Annotated in this window: 20 protein-coding genes; 5 read left to right on the top strand and 15 right to left on the bottom strand. The window is 72.5% G+C overall.

The annotated features are described in order from the left end of the window. Positions 1-100: 100 nt before the first annotated feature. From ABD241_RS13110 to mshA, 3 genes are all read right to left on the bottom strand, one after another. A complete protein-coding gene (locus ABD241_RS13110) occupies positions 101-844 on the bottom strand; it encodes a phosphoglyceromutase (protein ID WP_142181130.1) in 744 nt (247 codons plus the stop codon). Between the two features lie 24 nt (positions 845-868). Then, on the bottom strand, positions 869-1,345 hold the full coding sequence (locus tag ABD241_RS13105) for a YbjN domain-containing protein (RefSeq protein WP_344063514.1): 477 nt from the start codon (positions 1,343-1,345) through the stop codon (positions 869-871). A 92-nt stretch (positions 1,346-1,437) separates the two neighbouring features. Then, positions 1,438-2,751, bottom strand: a complete 1,314-nt coding sequence (gene mshA, locus ABD241_RS13100) for a D-inositol-3-phosphate glycosyltransferase (RefSeq protein WP_344063148.1) — start codon at positions 2,749-2,751, stop codon at positions 1,438-1,440. A gap of 154 nt (positions 2,752-2,905) precedes the next feature. Here mshA and ABD241_RS13095 point away from each other — a divergent pair, with 154 nt between their 5' ends. After that, the gene (locus ABD241_RS13095) at positions 2,906-3,703 is read left to right on the top strand and encodes a class I SAM-dependent methyltransferase (RefSeq protein ID WP_344063145.1); all 798 of its coding nucleotides are present in this window, start codon (positions 2,906-2,908) and stop codon (positions 3,701-3,703) included. 89 nt (positions 3,704-3,792) lie between these two features. Here ABD241_RS13095 and ABD241_RS13090 read toward each other — a convergent pair whose 3' ends face one another. The 9 genes from ABD241_RS13090 to ABD241_RS13050 form a co-directional block, all read right to left on the bottom strand. After that, positions 3,793-4,260 (bottom strand): phosphomannose isomerase type II C-terminal cupin domain, encoded by a 468-nt coding sequence (locus ABD241_RS13090; protein ID WP_344063141.1) that lies wholly within the window; start codon positions 4,258-4,260, stop codon positions 3,793-3,795. Positions 4,261-4,333: 73 nt separating this feature from the next. Then, entirely contained in the window at positions 4,334-4,648 is a 315-nt protein-coding gene (locus ABD241_RS13085; protein ID WP_344063138.1) for a DUF2516 family protein, read from the bottom strand. 74 nt (positions 4,649-4,722) lie between these two features. Further along, positions 4,723-5,148: a D-aminoacyl-tRNA deacylase gene (gene dtd, locus ABD241_RS13080; RefSeq protein ID WP_344063135.1), complete on the bottom strand. Its 426-nt coding sequence runs from the start codon at positions 5,146-5,148 to the stop codon at positions 4,723-4,725. 24 nt (positions 5,149-5,172) lie between these two features. After that, positions 5,173-6,156 carry an asparaginase gene (locus ABD241_RS13075; protein ID WP_344063511.1) on the bottom strand — a complete coding sequence of 328 codons (984 nt, stop codon included), beginning with the start codon at positions 6,154-6,156 and terminating at the stop codon, positions 5,173-5,175. Between the two features lie 167 nt (positions 6,157-6,323). Then, the gene (locus ABD241_RS13070) at positions 6,324-7,370 is read right to left on the bottom strand and encodes a prolipoprotein diacylglyceryl transferase (protein ID WP_344063132.1); all 1,047 of its coding nucleotides are present in this window, start codon (positions 7,368-7,370) and stop codon (positions 6,324-6,326) included. A 1-nt stretch (position 7,371) separates the two neighbouring features. Next, the gene (locus ABD241_RS13065; protein ID WP_344063129.1) at positions 7,372-7,905 is read right to left on the bottom strand and encodes a helix-turn-helix domain-containing protein; all 534 of its coding nucleotides are present in this window, start codon (positions 7,903-7,905) and stop codon (positions 7,372-7,374) included. Between the two features lie 124 nt (positions 7,906-8,029). Beyond that, positions 8,030-8,884 (bottom strand): beta-keto acid cleavage family enzyme, encoded by an 855-nt coding sequence (locus ABD241_RS13060; protein ID WP_344063126.1) that lies wholly within the window; start codon positions 8,882-8,884, stop codon positions 8,030-8,032. Positions 8,885-8,958: 74 nt separating this feature from the next. Then, positions 8,959-10,005 carry a CAF17-like 4Fe-4S cluster assembly/insertion protein YgfZ gene (gene ygfZ, locus ABD241_RS13055; protein ID WP_344063123.1) on the bottom strand — a complete coding sequence of 349 codons (1,047 nt, stop codon included), beginning with the start codon at positions 10,003-10,005 and terminating at the stop codon, positions 8,959-8,961. Positions 10,006-10,044: 39 nt separating this feature from the next. After that, entirely contained in the window at positions 10,045-10,542 is a 498-nt protein-coding gene (locus tag ABD241_RS13050) for a heme-binding beta-barrel domain-containing protein (RefSeq protein ID WP_142222500.1), read from the bottom strand. 23 nt (positions 10,543-10,565) lie between these two features. Here ABD241_RS13050 and ABD241_RS13045 point away from each other — a divergent pair, with 23 nt between their 5' ends. Beyond that, positions 10,566-10,937, top strand: coding sequence for a DsrE family protein (locus ABD241_RS13045; protein WP_344063116.1), 372 nt, complete (start codon positions 10,566-10,568; stop codon positions 10,935-10,937). A 171-nt stretch (positions 10,938-11,108) separates the two neighbouring features. Here the strand turns inward: ABD241_RS13045 and ABD241_RS13040 are convergent, their stop codons facing one another. Next, positions 11,109-11,984 carry a hypothetical protein gene (locus ABD241_RS13040; RefSeq protein ID WP_344063114.1) on the bottom strand — a complete coding sequence of 292 codons (876 nt, stop codon included), beginning with the start codon at positions 11,982-11,984 and terminating at the stop codon, positions 11,109-11,111. Positions 11,985-11,990: 6 nt separating this feature from the next. After that, the gene (locus ABD241_RS13035) at positions 11,991-12,293 is read right to left on the bottom strand and encodes a MoaD/ThiS family protein (RefSeq protein ID WP_344063111.1); all 303 of its coding nucleotides are present in this window, start codon (positions 12,291-12,293) and stop codon (positions 11,991-11,993) included. Between the two features lie 67 nt (positions 12,294-12,360). On the opposite strand from ABD241_RS13035, the gene ABD241_RS13030 reads away from it, so the two are divergent. Beyond that, positions 12,361-13,065 (top strand): response regulator transcription factor, encoded by a 705-nt coding sequence (locus ABD241_RS13030; protein ID WP_344063108.1) that lies wholly within the window; start codon positions 12,361-12,363, stop codon positions 13,063-13,065. 146 nt (positions 13,066-13,211) lie between these two features. Here the strand turns inward: ABD241_RS13030 and ABD241_RS13025 are convergent, their stop codons facing one another. Then, entirely contained in the window at positions 13,212-15,011 is a 1,800-nt protein-coding gene (locus ABD241_RS13025; protein ID WP_344063105.1) for a bifunctional metallophosphatase/5'-nucleotidase, read from the bottom strand. Positions 15,012-15,253: 242 nt separating this feature from the next. Between ABD241_RS13025 and mshD the strand changes: the two genes are divergently transcribed. Both mshD and ABD241_RS13015 read left to right on the top strand, forming a co-directional pair. Beyond that, the gene (gene mshD / locus ABD241_RS13020; protein ID WP_344063102.1) at positions 15,254-16,216 is read left to right on the top strand and encodes a mycothiol synthase; all 963 of its coding nucleotides are present in this window, start codon (positions 15,254-15,256) and stop codon (positions 16,214-16,216) included. 44 nt (positions 16,217-16,260) lie between these two features. Then, complete coding sequence (locus tag ABD241_RS13015) at positions 16,261-18,573, top strand: RNA degradosome polyphosphate kinase (RefSeq protein ID WP_344063099.1); 2,313 nt, start codon at positions 16,261-16,263, stop codon at positions 18,571-18,573. The last annotated feature ends 109 nt before the right edge of the window (positions 18,574-18,682 follow it).

The following is an 18,682-nucleotide window of genomic DNA, read 5'->3' as shown; positions in this document are numbered from 1 at the left end:
GAGAAGTGGCCTTTCGACTGCCGTCATCCGGCCACACGTGGCCTTTCGACGGTTTGAGCGCAGGGGGGTGGGCAGGGCCGGGTAGGCCCGGCGGGGGCGGTCAGCGGCCCTGGTTGGCGACGGCCTCCGCGGCGGCACGGGCGGCCTCGGGGTCGAGGTAGCGCCCGCCCGGGGTCACGGGACGGAACGAGTCGTCGAGCTCGTAGACGAGCGGCATGCCCGTCGGGATGTTGAGGCCGGCGATGTCCTCGTCGGAGATGCCGTCGAGGGTCTTGACGAGCGCACGCAGGGAGTTGCCGTGGGCGGCGACGAGGACGGTGAGGCCGTCGGCGAGGTCCTGCTGGATCTCGTTCTCCCAGTAGGGCATCAGGCGCGCCACGACGTCCTTGAGGCACTCGGTGTCGGGCATCGCCGGGCCGAGCCCGTGGTAGCGCGGGTCGCCGTGCTGCGAGAACTCGTCGTCCTCGTCGATGGGCGGCGGCGGCACGTCGTAGGAGCGGCGCCACTCCATGAACTTCTCCTCGCCGAACTGCTCGAGGGTCTGCTTCTTGTTCTTGCCCTGCAGCGCGCCGTAGTGCCGCTCGTTGAGGCGCCAGTCGCGCTTGACCGGGATCCAGTGGCGGTCGGCGGTGTCGAGGGCGACGTTCGCGGTCGTGATCGCCCGGCGCAGCAGCGAGGTGTGCACGATGTCGGGCAGCACGCCGGCCTCCTTGAGCAGCTCACCGGCGTGCACGCCCTCGGCGCGGCCCTTGTCGCTGAGGTCGACGTCGACCCAGCCGGTGAAGAGGTTCTTGGCGTTCCAGTCACTCTCGCCGTGGCGGAGGAGCACGAGCGTGTAGGTCATGGCGGCCACCCTATCGAGGGCCCCTCAGGCCCCCGCGTCGTCGTCCAGCAGGTGACGGAAGGCGTCGAGGTTGCGCGTGGACTCGCCCCGCGAGACCCGCCAGGCCCACTCCTTCTTCATCGAGCCGAGGAACCCCAGGGCGAGCAGCTCGTTGAAGACGTCGTCGCTCGCGGCCAGCACGACGCCGAAGAGCTGGTCGAGGTGCCCGGCGTCGACGGCCACGGTGGCCATCTCACCGCGCAGGTAGACGTCGCCGTCACCGTCGATCGCGTAGGCGACCCCCTGCAGCCGCAGGTTCTTGCGCAACAGCGCGCGGTAGAAGGCCTCGTGGTTCTCGTCGGGGTTGCGGATGACGAAGGCGCTGAGGCTCGTCGTCCGGTCGCGCACCAGCACCGACACGACGGTCTTGAGCTTCTTCTCGCCGGGCAGGGTGACGACGTACTCCCCCGGCCGCCCACCGAGCTCCCACTCCAGACCCACCGAGCGAAGGTATGCCGTCAGGCGGGCCTCCGCGTCCGCCGCCGGGCCGGTGCCGTGCTCGACCTCGGCGCCGTGCGCGGTTCCGGGCCGGCCGCCCTCGCCGGGAAGGTCGCTCACGGGATCACCGCCGTCGGGACCCCGACCAGCGTCCGGGCCTCGTCGACGGGTGGCTCGGTGCTGCCGTTGGCGCGCTCTCGCATGGCCTGACGGTAGACGTCGAGCAACCGGTCCGTGGTGGCACCCCAGCCGAACTGCGCCGCGTGTCGGACCGCGGCAGAGCCCAGGGCCAGACGCCCCGGCGTGTCCCGCAGGAGCGACTCGACGGCGTCGGCCCAGTCGGGCGTGGAGTGGCCGTCGACGAGGACGCCGGCCTCACCCACGGCCGTGGGCAGGCCACCGACGCGGGCGGCGACGACCGGGGTGCCGCAGGCCTGCGCCTCGATCGCGACGAGCCCGAACGACTCGGAGTGGCTGGGGACGAGGACGAGGTCGGCGGCGCGGTACCACTGCGCGAGCACCGGTCGCGGCACCGGCCGCACGAAGCGCACGACGTCCTCGATGCCGAGCACGCGGGCGAGCTCCTCGAGCTCGTGCGGCCGGTCCAGGCCACTGCCGCTGGGGCCGCCGAGGACCGCCACCGTGAGGCGCTCCCGGCGAGCGGGGTCCCGGCGGAGCAGCTCGTCCGCCACCCGCAGCAGCACGTCGGGGGCCTTGAGCGGCTGGATCCGGCCGACGAAGAGCAGCAGCTCCCCGTCGAGCGGCAGGCCGAGCTCGCGGCGGGCGGCGAGGCGGTCACCGGGGGTGAAGGTGTCGAGGTCGACGCCCGGGGGCACGACGGACACCTTCCGCGGCGCGGCGGCATACAGCTCGACCAGCTCGCGCGCCTCGTCGTCGGTGTTGGCGATGAGCCGGTCGGCGGCCTCGACGACCTGCACCTCGCCGATCTCGCGGCCGCGCGGCTCGGGCCGGTCGCCCTCGGCGAGGTGGAGGTTCTTCACCCGGGCCATCGTGTGCATGGTGTGCACGAGGGCGACGCGCCACCGGTCCGCGGCGAGCCAGCCGACCTGCCCGGAGAGCCAGTAGTGCGAGTGCACGAGGTCGTAGTGGTCCTCGGGGACCGAGAGCCCGGCCTGCATGATGCCGGCGGAGAAGGCGCAGAGCTGGCCGGGCAGGTCCTCCTTGGCCAGGCCCTCGTAGGGGCCGGCCGTCACGTGCCGCACCCGCACCCCGGGCACGAGCTCGGCCTCGACGGGCGTCTCGCCGGTGGTGCGCCGGGTGAAGATGTCGACCTCCACGCCGCGGGCGGCGAGCTGCTTGGCCGTCTCCGCGACGTAGACGTTCATGCCGCCGGCGTCCCCGGTGCCCGGCTGCTCCAGCGGCGAGGTGTGCACGCTGATCATGGCCACGCGCTTCGGCTGGACCGACATCGGCATCCCTTCGTCCTGCAAGACCTGCTCGGTCTTTCGCCTGCTCGTCCTCACGACAACCCACCTCCCGGCCGAGGTATTCCGTCGGGAACCTCCATGCTCGCCCGTGGTCGCGGAATACCTCGAACCGGGGCGATCCGCGTACCCTGCGCGGGTGCCTTCCCGCCAGCGCCCCGTGGGGACCGTGACGCGGGGGACGACCAACCCCAACCGGCTGCGCCGCTGCGACCGGTGGATCGCCGGTCCGCAGGCCTGGCGGCTGCGGCGCAGCGTGCAGCCGCCCGTGGTCGTCGACCTGGGCTACGGCGCCTCGCCCATCACCGCGGTCGAGCTGCACGACCGGCTGCGCGCGGTCCGCGAGGACGTGCAGGTCGTCGGCATCGAGATCGAGCCGGCGCGGGTGGCCGCTGCTCGGCCCCTCGAGCGCGACGGGCTGAGCTTCCGCCTCGGCGGCTTCGAGGTGCCGCTGGACGGCGGGGTACGGCCCACGGTGGTGCGCGCCTTCAACGTGCTGCGCCAGTACGCCGAGGACGAGGTCGCCGGGGCGTGGTCGCTCGTGCAGGAGCGGCTCGCGCCGGACGGGCTGCTCGTCGACGGCACCTGCGACGAGATCGGGCGTCGCGCCGCCTGGGTCGCCGTCGACGCCTCGGGCCCGGTGAGCCTCACCGTCTCGCTGCGGATGGGAGGCCTCGAGCGTCCCTCCGCCGTGGCCGAGCGGCTGCCGAAGGCGCTCATCCACCGCAACGTGCCGGGCGAGCCGGTGCACGCCTTCCTCACCGACCTCGACCGAGCCTGGGCCCGCAGCGCACCCCGATCCTCCTGGGGAGCACGGCAGCGCTTCCTCAGCACCGTCGCCGAGGTGCGCGAGCGCTGGCCGCTGCTCGACGGCCCCTCCCGCTGGCGGCTCGGCGAGCTCACCGTCGACTGGGCCGCGGTGGCGCCGACGGCCTGACCCGCCGGCCGGGACCACACCCTGGGCGCGCGTATGCCGCCGGGCGGGCCCGGCGGCATACGTCCTCGTGCGCGTCGGCGACGTCGCCCTCAGCGGGCGTAGTCGTCCTGGAGGCGCTCGATGTCGGCCTCGTCGAAGTGGCCGAAGCCCACCTCGAGCAGGCGGCCGGGCCGGTCGCCCGAGTTGCCCATGCGGTGGACGGCGTTGCGCGGCACCCAGACCGTCTCGCCCGGCTGCGCCGACCACGTGCGGTCGTCGACGGTCACGTCGATCGGCACGTCGAGCACCTGCCACATCTCACCGCGGTGGTCGTGGCGCTGCAGGGACAGGCGGTGGCCCGGCTGGACGGTGATGATCTTGACCGTGACCTGCTCGTTGGACACGAACTGCTGGAACTGCCCCCAGGGCCGCTCGGCGACGAAGATGTCCTCGGCGGGGTTGCGGTCGCCGAGGTCGTAGTCCTCGGGCGTGTGCGCCGGCGCCAGGTCGTGGTCGTGCTCGTGCAGCTCCGCTTCGAGCGCCGAGACGGCGGCGCCGTTCCTGTGCAGCTGGGTCATGGTTTCCCCTCGTCGATGAGCCCCTAGTGTGCCCTAGCGGGGCCGCCCCGGGCGCCAGACCCGCGAGCGCGCGTCACCAGCCGTTGTCGGAGCGCTTTCCGATCCCGCGCACCTGGCGCAGCGCCGGCCGCACGTCCGCGAGGTAGACCGCCGAGCCGACGAAGGCCAGCAGCCCGAAGATCGTGAGCGGGTTGAAGACCGACACGAAGCCGACCGCGAGAGCGACACCCAGCAGCACGAGCCAGAACGTGCGCGTGCGCTTGCTGGCCGCGACGTAGGCGGCCTCGGGGTGGCGCAGGGCGTCGACGAACGAGAACACCTCGCACCCCAGCGCCACGACGCCGAGCCCGACGAGGACGATGCTCTGGAACCCCGAGTACAGCTGCATGCCAGAAGCGTAACCCGCCCGACCGACGGCGCCGGGTTGTCCGGGACCACAGCTCGCGCTGGGCCCGACGCCGTTCAGGCATCAACGACGAGGGTGACCGGGCCGTCGTTCACGAGGGAGACCTCCATCATGGCGCCGAACCGGCCCTGCTCCACCTCCAGGCCGCGCGCCCGGAGGGCGGCGACGAGCTGTTGGACCACGGGCTCGGCCACCGGACCGGGCGCCGCGGCGCTCCACGAGGGGCGGCGCCCCTTGCGGGTGTCGGCGTAGAGCGTGAACTGGCTGACCACGAGGACGGGCGCACCGGCGTCGAGCAGGCTCTGCTCGTCGCGCAGGATCCGCAGCTCGGCGATCTTGCGCGCCATGCGCTCGACCTGCTCGGGTCCGTCGCCGTGCGTGACGCCGACGAGCGCGAGGAGCCCCTGCCGGTCGATGGCCCCGACGACCTCACCGTCGACCTCGACCTGCGCCCGGGTGACGCGCTGCAGCACCGCCCTCACGGGACTCGCCCCGGTGCCGAGCGGTCAGACACCGACGGCGACGACGGCGCCGACGGGCTGGCCGTGGCCGAGCACCGGCTGGCGCTCCAGCGTCTCGAGCACCTCGTCGCCGCCCACGCCGATGCGCCGCATCACGGCCGCGAGCAGGACGCTGCGGGCGCGGGACGTGCCGTCGGCCACCTTCAGGGCGATCCCCCGGCCGTCTCGCAGGCCCACGGCGTAGACCGCCTCGGCACCGTCCTTGGCGATGAGCCCGTCGACGCCCCGGATCAGGGCCGTGACGTCACGGTGGGTGCCGCCGAGGTACTCGGGGAAGTCTCGGATGGCCCTCGCGACCTTGGCCTCGGGACCGTCCGTCGCGGAGGCGAGCCGACCGAAGGAGTGCGCCAGCCCGTGCAGTGGCACGGCGTGGATGGGGGCGCCGCAGCCGTCGACGGCGACGGCGCTCGGCTCCGTGCCGGTCAGCTCGCGAACCGTGTCGAGCACCGCCTGCTGCAGCGGGTGCTCGGGGTCACGGTAGGTCGCGAGGTCCCACCCGTTGACGACGCACGTGGCCAGCATCGAGGCGTGCTTGCCCGAGCAGTTCTGCACGATCGACTGCTTGGGCCGGCCGCCTGCGATCCAGGCGATGCGTGCGGCGTCGTCATAGGGGTAGTCGGGCGTGTTCTGCAGCGCCGTCTCGGTCAGCCCAGCGCCGGCGAGGATCTCGCGGGCCGCCTCGACGTGGAAGTCCTCGCCCGAGTGGCTGGCGCACGCCAGGGCGAGCAGCCGGCCGTCCGTGGCCAGGCCGCTGCGCACCATGGCGAGCCCCTGCAGCGGCTTGCTCGAGCTGCGAGGGAAGACCGGGCCGCTGGAGTCGCCGATCTCGAGCTCGACCGAGCCGTCGGGAGCCGTGACGACGGCGGTGCCGTGGTGGACCGACTCGACGAACCCGCCGCGCACCACGTGGGCGACGACCGGGGCGTCGGCGAGCGCCGCGCTGACGGGCGTGGAGGCGCGGCTGGTCATCGGGCTCGAGCCGAGGCCGGGAGCGAGGGCGGACGTGGACGGGGCGAGGTGATCCGACACGTCCCGCAGTATGCCGGAGGGACGCGACAGGGCCGCCACCCCGTGGGTGGCGGCCCTGTCGTTGCCGGTCGTGACCCGGCCGACCGTCTGCCGGCCGGCCGGCGGCCTCAGCTGGAGCTCGAGGCCGAGGCCGAGTCGGCGGACTTCGTCGCCGGCGTGGGCTTCTTGGCGGCGCTCTTCGTGCTCTTCGTCGTGCGCTTGGCCGTGCTCTTCGTGGCGGTCTTGGCCGCGCTCTTGGCCGCACCGCTCGTGGCGGCGGCCGTCTTGCGCGTCGCCCGCTTGGCGGCCTTCCTGGCCGGAGCCGTCTTGCGGGCGGCCGTGGCCTGCGGGTCGTCGGTCGTGGCGGAGCTGCGGGCGGCGACCTTGCGGGTCGTCGTGCCCTCGACCGCGTTGGCCTTGCGGGTGGCAGCGGCCTTCTCCGCGGCGGTACGGCGGATCGCCTGCTCGTGCGCAGCCGTACGCGTGGGCTCGACCGGCTCCGCAGCGGACTCGACGGCCCCGACCGAGGACCCGACCTGCGAGCCCAGCTTCGCGGCGTCGTCGGCGACGACGTCACGGACCGTCTTGGCGACCTTGCCGCCCTCGGCGACGGTCGTCGATGCCATCCGGCGGCCACGGGCCACGGTGGCGGTGCCGCGCTCGGCGAGGTCGTAGGCAGTGCGCTCGCCCTGGGCACGCAGGTCGGTGACGATCTTCTCGCCCCGGGCGGCCGCGGCGTCGTACTGGTCCTTGGCGTTGCTCGCCAGCACGAGGCCGTCGTTGAGGACGCGGGCCGGGAGCTCCTGGGCCTGCGAGACGAAGCGCTCGGCATACGTCGTCGCGAGCTTCTGCAGCTCGGCGGTGCGGCTCTGGAGGTCGACGATGCGCTTCTGCAGGTCCTTCTGCAGCTCCTTGGCCTCCTTCTGGGCGCCCTTGCGCAGGTCGACGCCCTTGGCCTGCTTGCGCGCCACCTCGAGCTGCTCACCCGCGGTGCGGACGGTGTCGATCGCGATGTTGGCGGCGCCGACGACGGCGTAGAACGGCGTCGGGTCGACCTGGACCTCCGGCATGCGGCCGTCGATCTGGCCCAGCTGGCCGCGCACGTCGGCGACGGCGGCCTCCGCCTGCTTCTGGGCGTCCTTGACCGCCTGGGTGATCTTCTTGTTGAGAGCCATCTCAGTTCTCCTTCTCGTTGAGCTCGGGGGTCGCGGGCGCAGTGCTGCTCCGCGGGGGGCGACGGCGCTGCGCTGGTGGTGGCGCAGCGGGCGTCGGGTGGTCCGTGTTCGGGTCTTCGATCGGGTCTGCGTCCGCATCGTCGGCCGGGTCTGTGGAGAGAGACGGCGCGGGCGCTGTGGCGCCCTCCCCGACGAACGAGACGTAGATGTCGACGAGCACCGCGCGCTGCCGGTCGGTCAGGACCGGGTCGGCCGCGATGGCGGAGAGGACGCTGGGCACGGCGGCAGGGTCGGTGTCGGCGACCCGCTCGTCGAGGATGCCGGCCCGGACGTAGAGCGACTCGGCGGAGACCTGCAGCCCCTTGGCGATCTGCTGCAGGATCTCGGCGCTCGGGCGCTTGAGCCCTCGCTCGATCTGCGACAGGTAGGGGTTGGAGACTCCCGCCATCTCGGCCAGCTGGCGCAGCGACAGCTGGGCGTTCTCGCGCTGTTCGCGCAGGTACGCCCCGAGGTCGGGTAGCGGCAGCTTGCTCACCCCTCCATTGTGCTAACTGCAGCAAGCAAAATGCAAACTCTGGGAAGCGTGAGCCGTCCCACACGTCGCCACCCGCTACGGGGCGTGCGCAGTCGACGTCCGAAACCGCCCAGCCGACGCGGTCTCAGCGGGTGCGGCGGTCCTTGATCGCGAGCGCCTCGCGCGCCTCGGTCGTCGTCATCGGCGAACGCTGCAGGAGCGTCGCGAGCTCGGCGGCACGGGCCACGAGCTCACGGTTGTGCGCCACCGGGCGGCCCTTGGCATACATCAGGTTGTCCTCCATGCCGACCCGCAGGTGGCCGCCGGCGGACAGGGCTGCGGCGGCGATGGGCAGGTGCGCGCGGCCGATCCCGGTCGCGGACCAGCTCGTCACCTCGGGCGGGAGCATCGCGACGCCCGCGAGGAGGGCTTGTGGCGTGCCGGGCATCGCTCCGGGAACGCCCGTCACGAAGTCGACGTGGACCTTGCCGCCGTAGGGCAGCCCGCACTCGTCGAGCAGGCGGCGCAGGGCGTGGACGTGACCCAGCTCGAAGATCTCGAACTCGGGTACCACCTCCCGCTCCTGCGCCTGGCGGTAGAGCTCGACCATGAAGCCCCACGGGTTGAGGAAGACCCCGTCACCGAAGTTCGTCGTGCCGCAGGTCAGGGAGCATGAGTCCGGGTCGGCCTCGAGGACCGTCAGCCGCTTGTCGAGGGGGTCTGTGACGGCCCCACCGGTCGAGAGCTGGACGACGAGGTCGGTGGCCTCGCGCACACCGTCGACGGCCTCCTTGAGGAGCACCGGGTCGAGCGTGGGCTCGTGCTGCCGGTCGCGCACGTGGATGTGGATCAGCGCGGCCCCCGCCTGCTCGCACGCCACGGCCGTCTCGACGAGCTCCTCGGGCGTCGTCGGCAGGGCCGGCACGTCGGCCTTGGCGCTCTCGGCGCCGGTGGGCGCGACGGTGATCAGGGTGCTCGCGACGCTGCGTGCAGGGCTCATGGCGTCATCCTGCCAGCGGCAGTGCGCGCGCGGGCCCGCGCCGGGACGGCGTCGCGAGAGCGCCTCAGCGCGCGTCAGGGCGCGACGATGACCGTCTGGGCCGCCGAGAGGTCCTCGACCATCAGCTCGAGCTCGGGATCGGTGTTGCGCTTGACCAGCGCGAGCGCGATGGGCCCGTCGACGTGGTGGCGCCCGACGGAGGTGAGGTGCCCGACGACACGGTCGCCGGCCCGGACCGCGCTGCCCTCTGCCGGAAGCACGTGGCCGGAGCCGTCGAGGTGCAGGAAGACGAGCCGGCGCGGCGGACGGCCGAGGTTGTGGACCCGGGCAACCGTCTCCTGGCCGCGGTAGCAGCCCTTGTGCAGGTGCACGGCCGTGCGCAGCCAGTCGACCTCGTGCACGATCGTGCGGTGGTCGGTCTCCTGCCCCAGGCGCGGACGCCAGGCGGCGATGCGCAGGGCCTCAGCGGCCCACAGGCCGGCCAGCGGCCGGTCGCCCACTGCCGCAACGAGATCCGCCCGGGGCACGATGACCTCCCGCCAGGCGCGCTCGGTCCCGGGGTGGTCGTCGACGGGGCCGTATGCCGTCGTGTCGCCGACGAGCTCGGGCCACGGGTCGCGCCACGCGAGGGGCTCACCCTCGGCGGACTCCTGCGCGTGCGGCTCGCCGAGCACCGCCCACTGGTCGGTGACCAGGGCGACCTCGACGCGCAGCATGAAGCGCATCCTGTCGAGCCACTCCGCGAGCGCCGCGCCGGCGCCCGGCTCGGTCGTGATCCACGTGGTCTCGCCGTCGTCGACGAGGTGCAGGGAGTGCTCGACGTGGCCCTTGGGGGTGAGGACCAGCGCCTCACGGGACTGGCGGGGCGCCAGCCCCAGCAGGTGCTGGGTGGTGAGCGAGTGGAGCCAGCTGAGCCGGTCCGGGCCCGTCACCGTGACGACGTCGCGGTTCGAGAGGTCGACGACGGCCAGCCCCTCCTCGAGGAGGCGCTGCTCGCGCATCGGGTCGCCGTAGTGGATGGCGACAGAGCCCTCCAGCCCTTCACCGGCCACCGCACCCGGCCGGGACAGCAGGGGGCTCGGGGCCGTCGTGGGACGGGTGGGCAGATCGACGTCGCTCATGTCCGGTGGAACGCCCACGGCATACGCCTCATTCCGTCGTCACTCGACGCGCTTCAGGGTGGCGGACACGTGGCTCTGCAGCTCCTGGCCGACGGCGGCCATGTCCATGACCCACATCAGCTGGGACTCGACGAGGCCGTACATCCGCGTCGCCGCGTTGTACTCCTTGGCCCCGGGGGCCCGCAGCACACCGTCGGTCTTGAGCTGGATCTTCGCCGGCTCGATCCGGCCGTAGTAGAGCTCGAGGATGCCGGTCGGGTGCGCGAGCAGCAGCTCGACCTCGCCGTTCTCGAGAGGGCGCCAGAAGCCGGACTCGACCGCGGCCGGGCGGACCTTGGCGCCGTTCTCCGAGTCGAGGATCCAGGCGCGGCTCTCCCACTTGAGGAAGCCGCGTCCGTCGTGGGTGACCTCGACCTCCTGGCCGAAGTGCGCGGACTCGATCGTGGGGTAGCCCACGACCCCGGCGCCCTCCCAGCGTCCGATGAGCCACGCGAGGGGACGCAGCGGCTCCGGGATGTCCTGGTCGAGGTTGAACATGCGCCCGATCGTAGCCTGAGGCCATGGACACCCCGGCTCGCTCCCTCGTCGTCAAGGTCACCGCCGGGACGGAGGCGCCCGAGCGCCTCTCGCAGGCCTTCACGGTCGCCGCCACCGCCGTCGCGAGCGGCGTCGACGTGTCGCTCTGGCTCACGGGAGAGTCGACGTGGATGGCGGTGCCCGGCCGGGCGGAGCAGTTCGAGCTGCCGTATGCCGCCCCGCTCGTCGAGCTGCGGGACGCGGTCCTGCTCGGTGGCCGGCTCACGGTCTGCACGCAGTGCGCTGCCCGTCGCGACCTGACGCAGGAGCAGCTGGTCGACGGGGCCGTCGTCAAGGGCGCCGCCGTCTTCGTCGAGGAGGTCCTGGCGCCGGGAGCGCAGGCACTCGTCTACTGAGCCCACCCACCCGGGTTGGCCTCTCGACGGGTCGGGGGCGGCCACACGTGGCCACTCGACGTTGCGGGGGCGGCCACACGTGGCCACTCGACGTTGCGGGGGCGGCCACACGTGGCCACTCGACGGGTCGGGGGCGGCCACACGTGGCCTCTCGACGGTGGAGCGGGGGGGTCAGGTGAGGAGGGAGAAGAGGCACACGACGGCGCCGACCGCGAGGACCGATCCCGTGGCGGCCGCCACCTGGCCGCGAGCGGTCAGCATGGCCGGCTCGAGCGAGAAGATGCGCCGGAACGCCCACGAGCCGGCCCCGGCCGCGGCGCCGATGCCCAGCGCCTGGAGGGTCCCCACCTGACCCGTGCGGGAAGCAGCGAGGACGGCCACCAGCATCCCCGCACCCAGGGCGATGACGCCGAGCCACCGGGCGAGCGCCCGTGCCCCGGCGAACAGGTCGCCGGCCACCCCGGCGGCCACCGCCGCCATGGCGACCACCGCCACGGCCCGGCCATGTGCGTCGTCGACCGCGACGACGGCCGTCGCCCCCGAGGCCATGACGACCAGGCCGCCGAAGGAGGAGAGCAGGGTGAGCACGAGCCCCTCACGGCCGGCACGGCGCCCCAGCTGCGTGAGGAAGGACAGCACGATGCCGAACGCCACCGCGGCCGGCACCCACTGAAGGTCCCGACGCACCGCGCTCAGCACGATGGCCACCGCCGACACGGCCAGCACCGCCGACGTCGCGGCCGGCGTGCGCGACCCGGTCAGCAGGGGCCACCCCGCGGCCAGGGCGAGAGCGAGCACGAGCGTGACACCGAGCGCGGCGGCATACCCGCTGGACATGGCGACGAGCAGGGCTCCGGCGGCGGCGACCGTCGTGACGAGGGTGACCCAGCCGATGCCGTCGGCCGCCGTGGGCGACAGCGAGCCGGGCTGAGCGGCCGGGGCGAGGCTCCCCTGCCCGTCCAGGACGGCGCCGCCGGTGTCGCGGTCCGAGCCCTGGCCGGTGCTCGGCTCGCGGCGGGCCGCATCATCGTCAGGCACGGGCGCCATTGTGCATCACCCGCCGGCGAACGGCGGAAGCACCTCGACGGTGGCCCCGGCGGCGACCGGCTCCTCGCGACCGACCTTGCGCCCGTCCAGCAGGAAGCTGGCGACGCGCGTGACGCGCTCGAGACCGGGGTGCGCCGAGGCGGCGGCGTCGACCACGTCTCCCACGGTGGCACCCTGCTGGGAGTCGCTGTCGGTGCCCGCGGCAGCCCTTGCCGCCGCCCAGTAGCGGACGGTGACGCTCGCGACCGGAGCCGCGTCCGCCGTCTGCGCCGCTGCCACGGTGCCGGGCTCCGGTGCGTTCGAGGCCATGTCGCTCCGTCTCATCGTTTGGTGTCGTCAGGTCGGCCGGTGTCCAGTCTCGCCTATCCTGCACGAGATGGCCCGACTGCTGCTGCTCACCAACGCGCTCGCCCCGAGCGCCGAGGTACTGCCTGCGCTCGGGCTGCTGAGCCACACGGTCCGCATCCTCCCCGCCGAGGCGACCGCCCTCGTCGAGGCGCCCGACTGCGACGTCGTCGTCGTCGACGCCCGCCGGGAGCTGGCCAGCGCCCGCTCCCTGTGCCGGGTGCTGCGTACCACCGGCATCGGGACGCCCCTGCTGGCGGTGCTCACGGAGGGCGGCCTCGCCGGGCTCACCGCCGAGTGGGGCCTGGACGACGTCCTGCTCGACTCGGCCGGCCCTGCCGAGGTGGACGCGCGCCTGCGCCTGGCGATGACCAGGGGACAGAGCGACGAGCCCGACCTCGACATGCCGATCACCTCGGGCGAGCTCGTCATCGACGAGGCCAGCTACTCGGCGAAGTTCCGGGGGCAGCCGCTCGACCTGACCTACAAGGAGTTCGAGCTCATCAAGTACCTCGCGCAGCACCCCGGCCGCGTCTTCACGCGGGCGCAGCTGCTGCAGGAGGTCTGGGGCTACGACTACTACGGGGGCACCCGCACCGTCGACGTGCACGTGCGGCGGCTGCGCGCCAAGCTCGGACCGGACCACGAGGCCCTCATCGGCACGGTCCGCAACGTCGGCTACCGCCTCGTGCCCGACCGCGCCGAGGCGCCGGCCAGCCAGCCCGCCGACGTGTAACGGGGCACCTGCCCTGTGGTGGGCCCGGCCGAGACACCGGCGGCACACGGGCGAGTCACGCGCGAGGACCGCAGGACACACGGACGCGGCCCGCCCCCGGGTCGGGGACGGGCCGCGTCGGACGTTCGCGGTTCAGGCCGGACGGGTCACGGAACCGCGGTGATGCGCGTGGCCGGGGCCGGGGCGTAGTTGGCGTTCTCCGGCTTGGACAGGTAGTTGGCGAAGGCGTCGATGTCGAGCCCACCGAAGTACTTGGCCGTGCCGTCCTTGAAGGCGGGGAAGTTGTCGCCGCCGTCGGACAGGAAGTTGTTCGTCACGATGCGGTACGTCGCGGCCTTGTCGACCGGCGTGCCGTTGATCGCGACGGTGCCTTCGACGACCTTCTGCGTGGCCGTGCTCCACGTGTAGGTGAAGCCCTTGTTGACCTGCAGCATCTTGGCGGCCGTACCGGCGTTGGAGCCCGTCCGCTGCTGGTTGAGGACGTCGTAGATCTGCTGGCCCGTGAGGTTCATCGACACGAGGTAGTTGTTGAACGGCTGGACGTTGAAGGCCTCTTCGTAGGTGACCGCACCGGGTGCCTCGCCGTACTTCGAGTTGGCGTAGTTGAGGTCGGTCCGGATGCCTCCGGGGTTCATGAAGGCGACCACCGGGGTCTGGCCGCCCGTGACGACCGAGGTGTCGGCGAGCTGGGCGTCGGCGATGAGGTCACCGAGCGGGGACTCACCCGCGGAGTTCTGCGCGCGCACGATGTCGGTCGAGATGGTGCCGATGATCTTGCTCGCGATGGCCTTGACGAGGTCCTTGTACTTGGCGATGAGCGCCGTCTGGGCCGGGTCCGCGGTGACGGAGCGCGTCACGATGTTGTTGACCGAGTCGGCCTCGGTCGGACGGACGATGTCCGAGGTGCGACGGTCGTAGGTGATCTCGGTGTCGTTGTAGAGCCGCCCGAAGGACGACGCCGACGTGACCAGGCGCGGGACGCCGTTGGCGTCCGGGATGGCACACACGTACGGCTGGTGCGTGTGGCCCGAGATGACCATGTCGATCGCCGGGTCGAGGTTCTTGACGATCGGGATGATCGGCGAGTCCGCCGACAGCGAGCCACCGCCCTTGCACGTGTAGTCGTAGGGCGTGTTGGCCGGCGGGGTGCCGCCCTGGTGCACGAGGACGACGATGGCGTTGACGCCCTGGGCCTTGAGGACGGGCACGAGCGCGTTGGCGGTCTGGACCTCGTCCTTGAACTCGAGGCCCGCGACGCCGGATGCCGTGACGATGGACGGCGTCTCCTTCAGCGTCATGCCGATGAAGCCGATCTTGGCGCCGTTGAAGTTCTTGACCCAGTAGGGCGGCAGGATCGTCTTGCCCGTGGCCTTCTCGACCACGTTGGCCGCGAGGTACTGGAACTTCGCACCGGTGAAGGTGCCGTCGGGGCAGGAGTTCTGGTTGGCGGCGCCGGCGCCGTCGTCGATGCAGCCGCCGCTCTGGAGGCGCTGCAGCTCCTTGTAGCCCTCGTCGAACTCGTGGTTGCCGACGGACGTCGCCTCGAGGCCGAGGCTGTTGAGGGCCTCGACGGTCGGCTCGTCGTGGAAGGCCGCGGACAGCAGCGGGGAGGCCCCGACCATGTCACCGGCGGCCACCGTCACGGTGTTGGGGTGGCCGACGCGCGCCTGCTTGAGGTGGGTCGCGAGGTACTCGACGCCGCCTGCGTCGACGTTGCCCTTGCTCGTGAGGATCCGGCCGCTCGAGCCCGACGGCGCCTCGAGGTTGCCGTGGAAGTCGTTGAACGACAGGATCTGGATCTTCAGCTGCGTCTTGCCCGGGGCCGTGCTCGTGTCAGGGCCCGTGGCGGAGCCCGCGGCGGGAGCCGCCAGGGCTGGTGCCGCGAGCGCCGCGGCGCAGATCCCTGCGACGGCGACGCCGGTGATGCGGCGGGTGGTTCGGGACATGGTCTTCCCCTTGTCAGCGGTGTGGGTCGCGTGCCCGAGGGCACCCCGGGAGGGTAATGCCCGGAGTGTTCCTTTTGGGCCTTGCTGCCTAACGGTGTCGTGAACTGCGAGCACACGGCGAGCGACGGTCAGGACCGCCCTCGGTGGAGCTGCCTGTGCGGGGCCCCCGTGCCCCGAAAGGGACGATAGCGGGCAGGCCGGACAGCCGACAGGTCCACGGAGCCCTGTGGTGGAATCGCCGTATGCCGCGCCCGACGGTCGCCCTGCGCGACGCGACGAACCCGCTCACTGCCGACGAGGCAGCCGCCGTGCTGGCGCTGGCTGCTGACGCAGCCGCCGTCGACGGCTCGCCGCCGCTGTCGGAGCAGTTCCGGCTGTCGGTGCAGGCGCGTGACCACTCGGGCGTGCAGCACGTGCTCGCCGCGAGCGAGGACGGCGCCCTCGTGGGCTATGCCCAGAGCCGCGACTCCGCCGACGGAGCACCGTCCGCGGAGCTCGTCGTGGCGCCGGGGGCCCGGCGCACCGGGGTGGGCACGGCACTGCTCGGACGGCTGGCGGACGGCATACGCCTGTGGAGCCACGCCAGCGGCGACGCCGCACACGCCGCCTCCGCGTTCGCCGCCGCGAACGGGCTCGTCCCCGTGCGCGCCCTCCACGTGATGGGGCGTTCCCTGCGCTCGGGGCCGCTCTGGCCGCCTGCCTCCCTGGACGACCGGTATGCCGTCCGCTCCTTCGAGCCCGGACGCGACGAGGAGGCGTGGCTGCGGCTCAACGCAGCCGCCTTCGCGCACCACCCGGAGCAGGGCTCCTGGACCCGGGCGGACCTCGACCTGCGCATGGCGGAGCCGTGGTGGGACCCGGCGGGGCTGATCCTCGTCGTCGAGGCCGACCACCCCGACGTCCTGGCCGCCTCGCACTGGACCAAGGTCGACCCGCCGGGCGGCGAGGTGGGCGAGGTCTACGTCGTCGCCGTCTCCCCCGACCGCCAGGGTCAGGGCCTCGGCCGCGCGGTGACGGTCCTGGGCCTGGACCACCTGCGCTCTCTCGGGCTGGACCGCGTCGTGCTCTACGTCGACGAGGACAACGTCGCGGCCGTGCGCACCTACACGGCGCTGGGCTTCGAGGACGTGGAGGTCCACCGCCAGTTCGCACGACCCGATGGGCCCGACGCCGGCTCGGGCGCCGCCTCGTCGCCCTCCGGCTGAGACGACAGCCCGCGGACGTCACTCATCGGTGCCACGATGGCTGCATGAGCACCGGCAGCCTCACCCCCACCGATCTCGACGAGCGCGCGGCCTCGCCCGCGGGGACGCGTGACGCCGTCGGCGAGGAGGCGGCCACCGAGGCCGCCGAGGTCAGCTCCTTCACGAGCACCGTCGCGAGCCGACGCGTCCCCCCGCGCGCTCCCAACGGTCGCTTCGTCGGGACCGGCGCCCGGGCGGCCGAGGAGCAGGACCTGCCCGCCGACCGCTACCTCGAGCGCGAGATGTCGTGGCTGCAGTTCAACGAACGCGTCCTGCAGCTCGCGATGGACCCGGCCGTGCCGCTCCTCGAGCGCACCCGCTTCCTCGCGATCTTCGCCAACAACCTCGACGAGTACTTCATGGTGCGCGTGGCGGGCCTCAAGCGCCGCATCGCCACCGGCCTGGCCGTGCGAACGGCAGCAGGGCTCGAGCCCCGCGAGCTGATCGAGCGCATCGCACGGGTCGCCCACGAGCTCATGCAGCAGCACGCCTCGGTCTTCCAGCACGAGGTCCGCCCGGCCCTGGACGACGAGGGCATCACCATCGTGCGCTGGGACGACCTCGACGAGGACGACCGCGAGCCACTGCACTACTTCTTCGCCGACCGGGTCTTCCCGGTCCTCACGCCGCTGGCCGTCGACCCCGCCCACCCGTTCCCCTACATCTCGGGGCTCTCGCTCAACCTCGCCGTGCTGCTGCAGAACCCGAAGACGGGCAGCGAGCACTTCGCGCGGGTCAAGGTGCCGCCGAGCCTGCCGCGCTTCATCCTCGTCGAGGAGGACATCGACGCCGAGGTCGAGCGCAAGCGGTTCGTGCCGCTCGAGGACGTCATCGCCAGCCACCTCGACCAGCTCTTCCCCGGCATGCTGGTGCAGGAGCACTTCAGCTTCCGCGTCACCCGCAACGAGGACCTCGAGGTCGAGGAGGACGACGCCGAGAACCTGCTGACGGCCCTGGAGAAGGAGCTGACCCGGCGTCGGTTCGGCCCGCCGATCCGCCTCGAGGTCGAGGACGACATCGATCCCAAGGTCCTCGACATGCTCGCGCGCGAGCTGCAGATCAGCGACCGCGAGATCTACATGCTGCCCACGCCGCTCGACCTGCGCGGGCTCTTCACCATCGCCGACGTCGACCGCTCCGACCTCGAGTTCCCGAAGTTCTTCCCGCGCACCCACCCGGACTTCGCGCCGACCGAGAGCGCCAAGGCCATCGACCTGCTCGCCGCGGTGCGGCAGAAGGACGTGCTCGTCCAGCACCCCTACAACTCCTTCTCGACGTCGGTACAGGCCTTCATCGAGCAGGCCGCGAACGACCCGAAGGTCCTCGCGATCAAGCAGACGCTCTACCGCACCTCCGGCGACTCGCCCATCATCGACGCGCTCATCGACGCGGCCGAGGCCGGCAAGCAGGTCCTCGCCGTCGTGGAGATCAAGGCGCGCTTCGACGAGGTCAACAACATCTCGTGGGCACGCAAGCTCGAGGAGGCCGGCGTCCACGTCGTCTACGGCGTGGTGGGCCTCAAGACCCACGCCAAGCTCTGCCTCGTCGTGCGCCAGGAGCCCGAGGGCCTGGTGCGCTACTGCCACATCGGCACCGGCAACTACAACCCCAAGACGGCCCGTGTCTACGAGGACTTCGGGCTCTTCACCACCGACCCGCAGGTGGGCGAGGACCTCTCGCGGCTGTTCAACCTCCTGTCGGGGTTCGCGCCGCGGAGCAAGTTCAAGCGCCTGCTCGTCGCGCCCCGCACGGTGCGTTCCGGGCTCATCGACCTGATCGACGACGAGGTCGAGCTGCACGAGTCGCGGCACGAGGGCGCCGCACCGGGGCGCATCGTCATCAAGGCCAACGCCATGGTCGACGAGGCGCTCATCGACGCCCTCTACCGGGCGAGCATCGCAGGCGTGCGCGTCGACATCTGGGTCCGCGGCATCTGTGCGCTGCGGCCCGGTGTCGAGGGGCTCTCCGAGAACATCCGGGTCCGCTCCGTCCTCGGCCGGTTCCTCGAGCACTCCCGTCTCTTCTGGTTCGACCACGGCGGCGACCCCCAGGTCTACATCGGCAGCGCCGACATGATGCACCGCAACCTCGACCGCCGCGTCGAGGCCCTCGTGCGCATCGCCGCACCCGACCACATCACGGAGCTGTCCGACCTCCTCGCGCTCGCCTTCGCCGAGACGACGTCGCGCTGGGACCTCGGCTCGGACGGCCGGTGGGTGCGCCACCACCTGTCCGAGACCGGCGAGCCGCTCGATGACCTGCAGGAGGTGCTGATCGAGCGCCACGACAAGCGCCGCCGCAAGGCGCGCCGGCGCTGAACGGCACACCGCACGGCGACGGCACACGCACGCGACGGCATACGACCGAAGGGGCCACGCTGTGACCACGAGCGCGCCACCCGAGCCGGGATCGGGCAGACTGGCGCGC

The sequence above is a fragment of the Terrabacter lapilli genome (assembly GCF_039531305.1).
Classification (GTDB): Bacteria; Actinomycetota; Actinomycetes; order Actinomycetales; family Dermatophilaceae; genus Terrabacter; species Terrabacter lapilli.
This window is presented reverse-complemented; position numbering and strand designations above follow the sequence as displayed.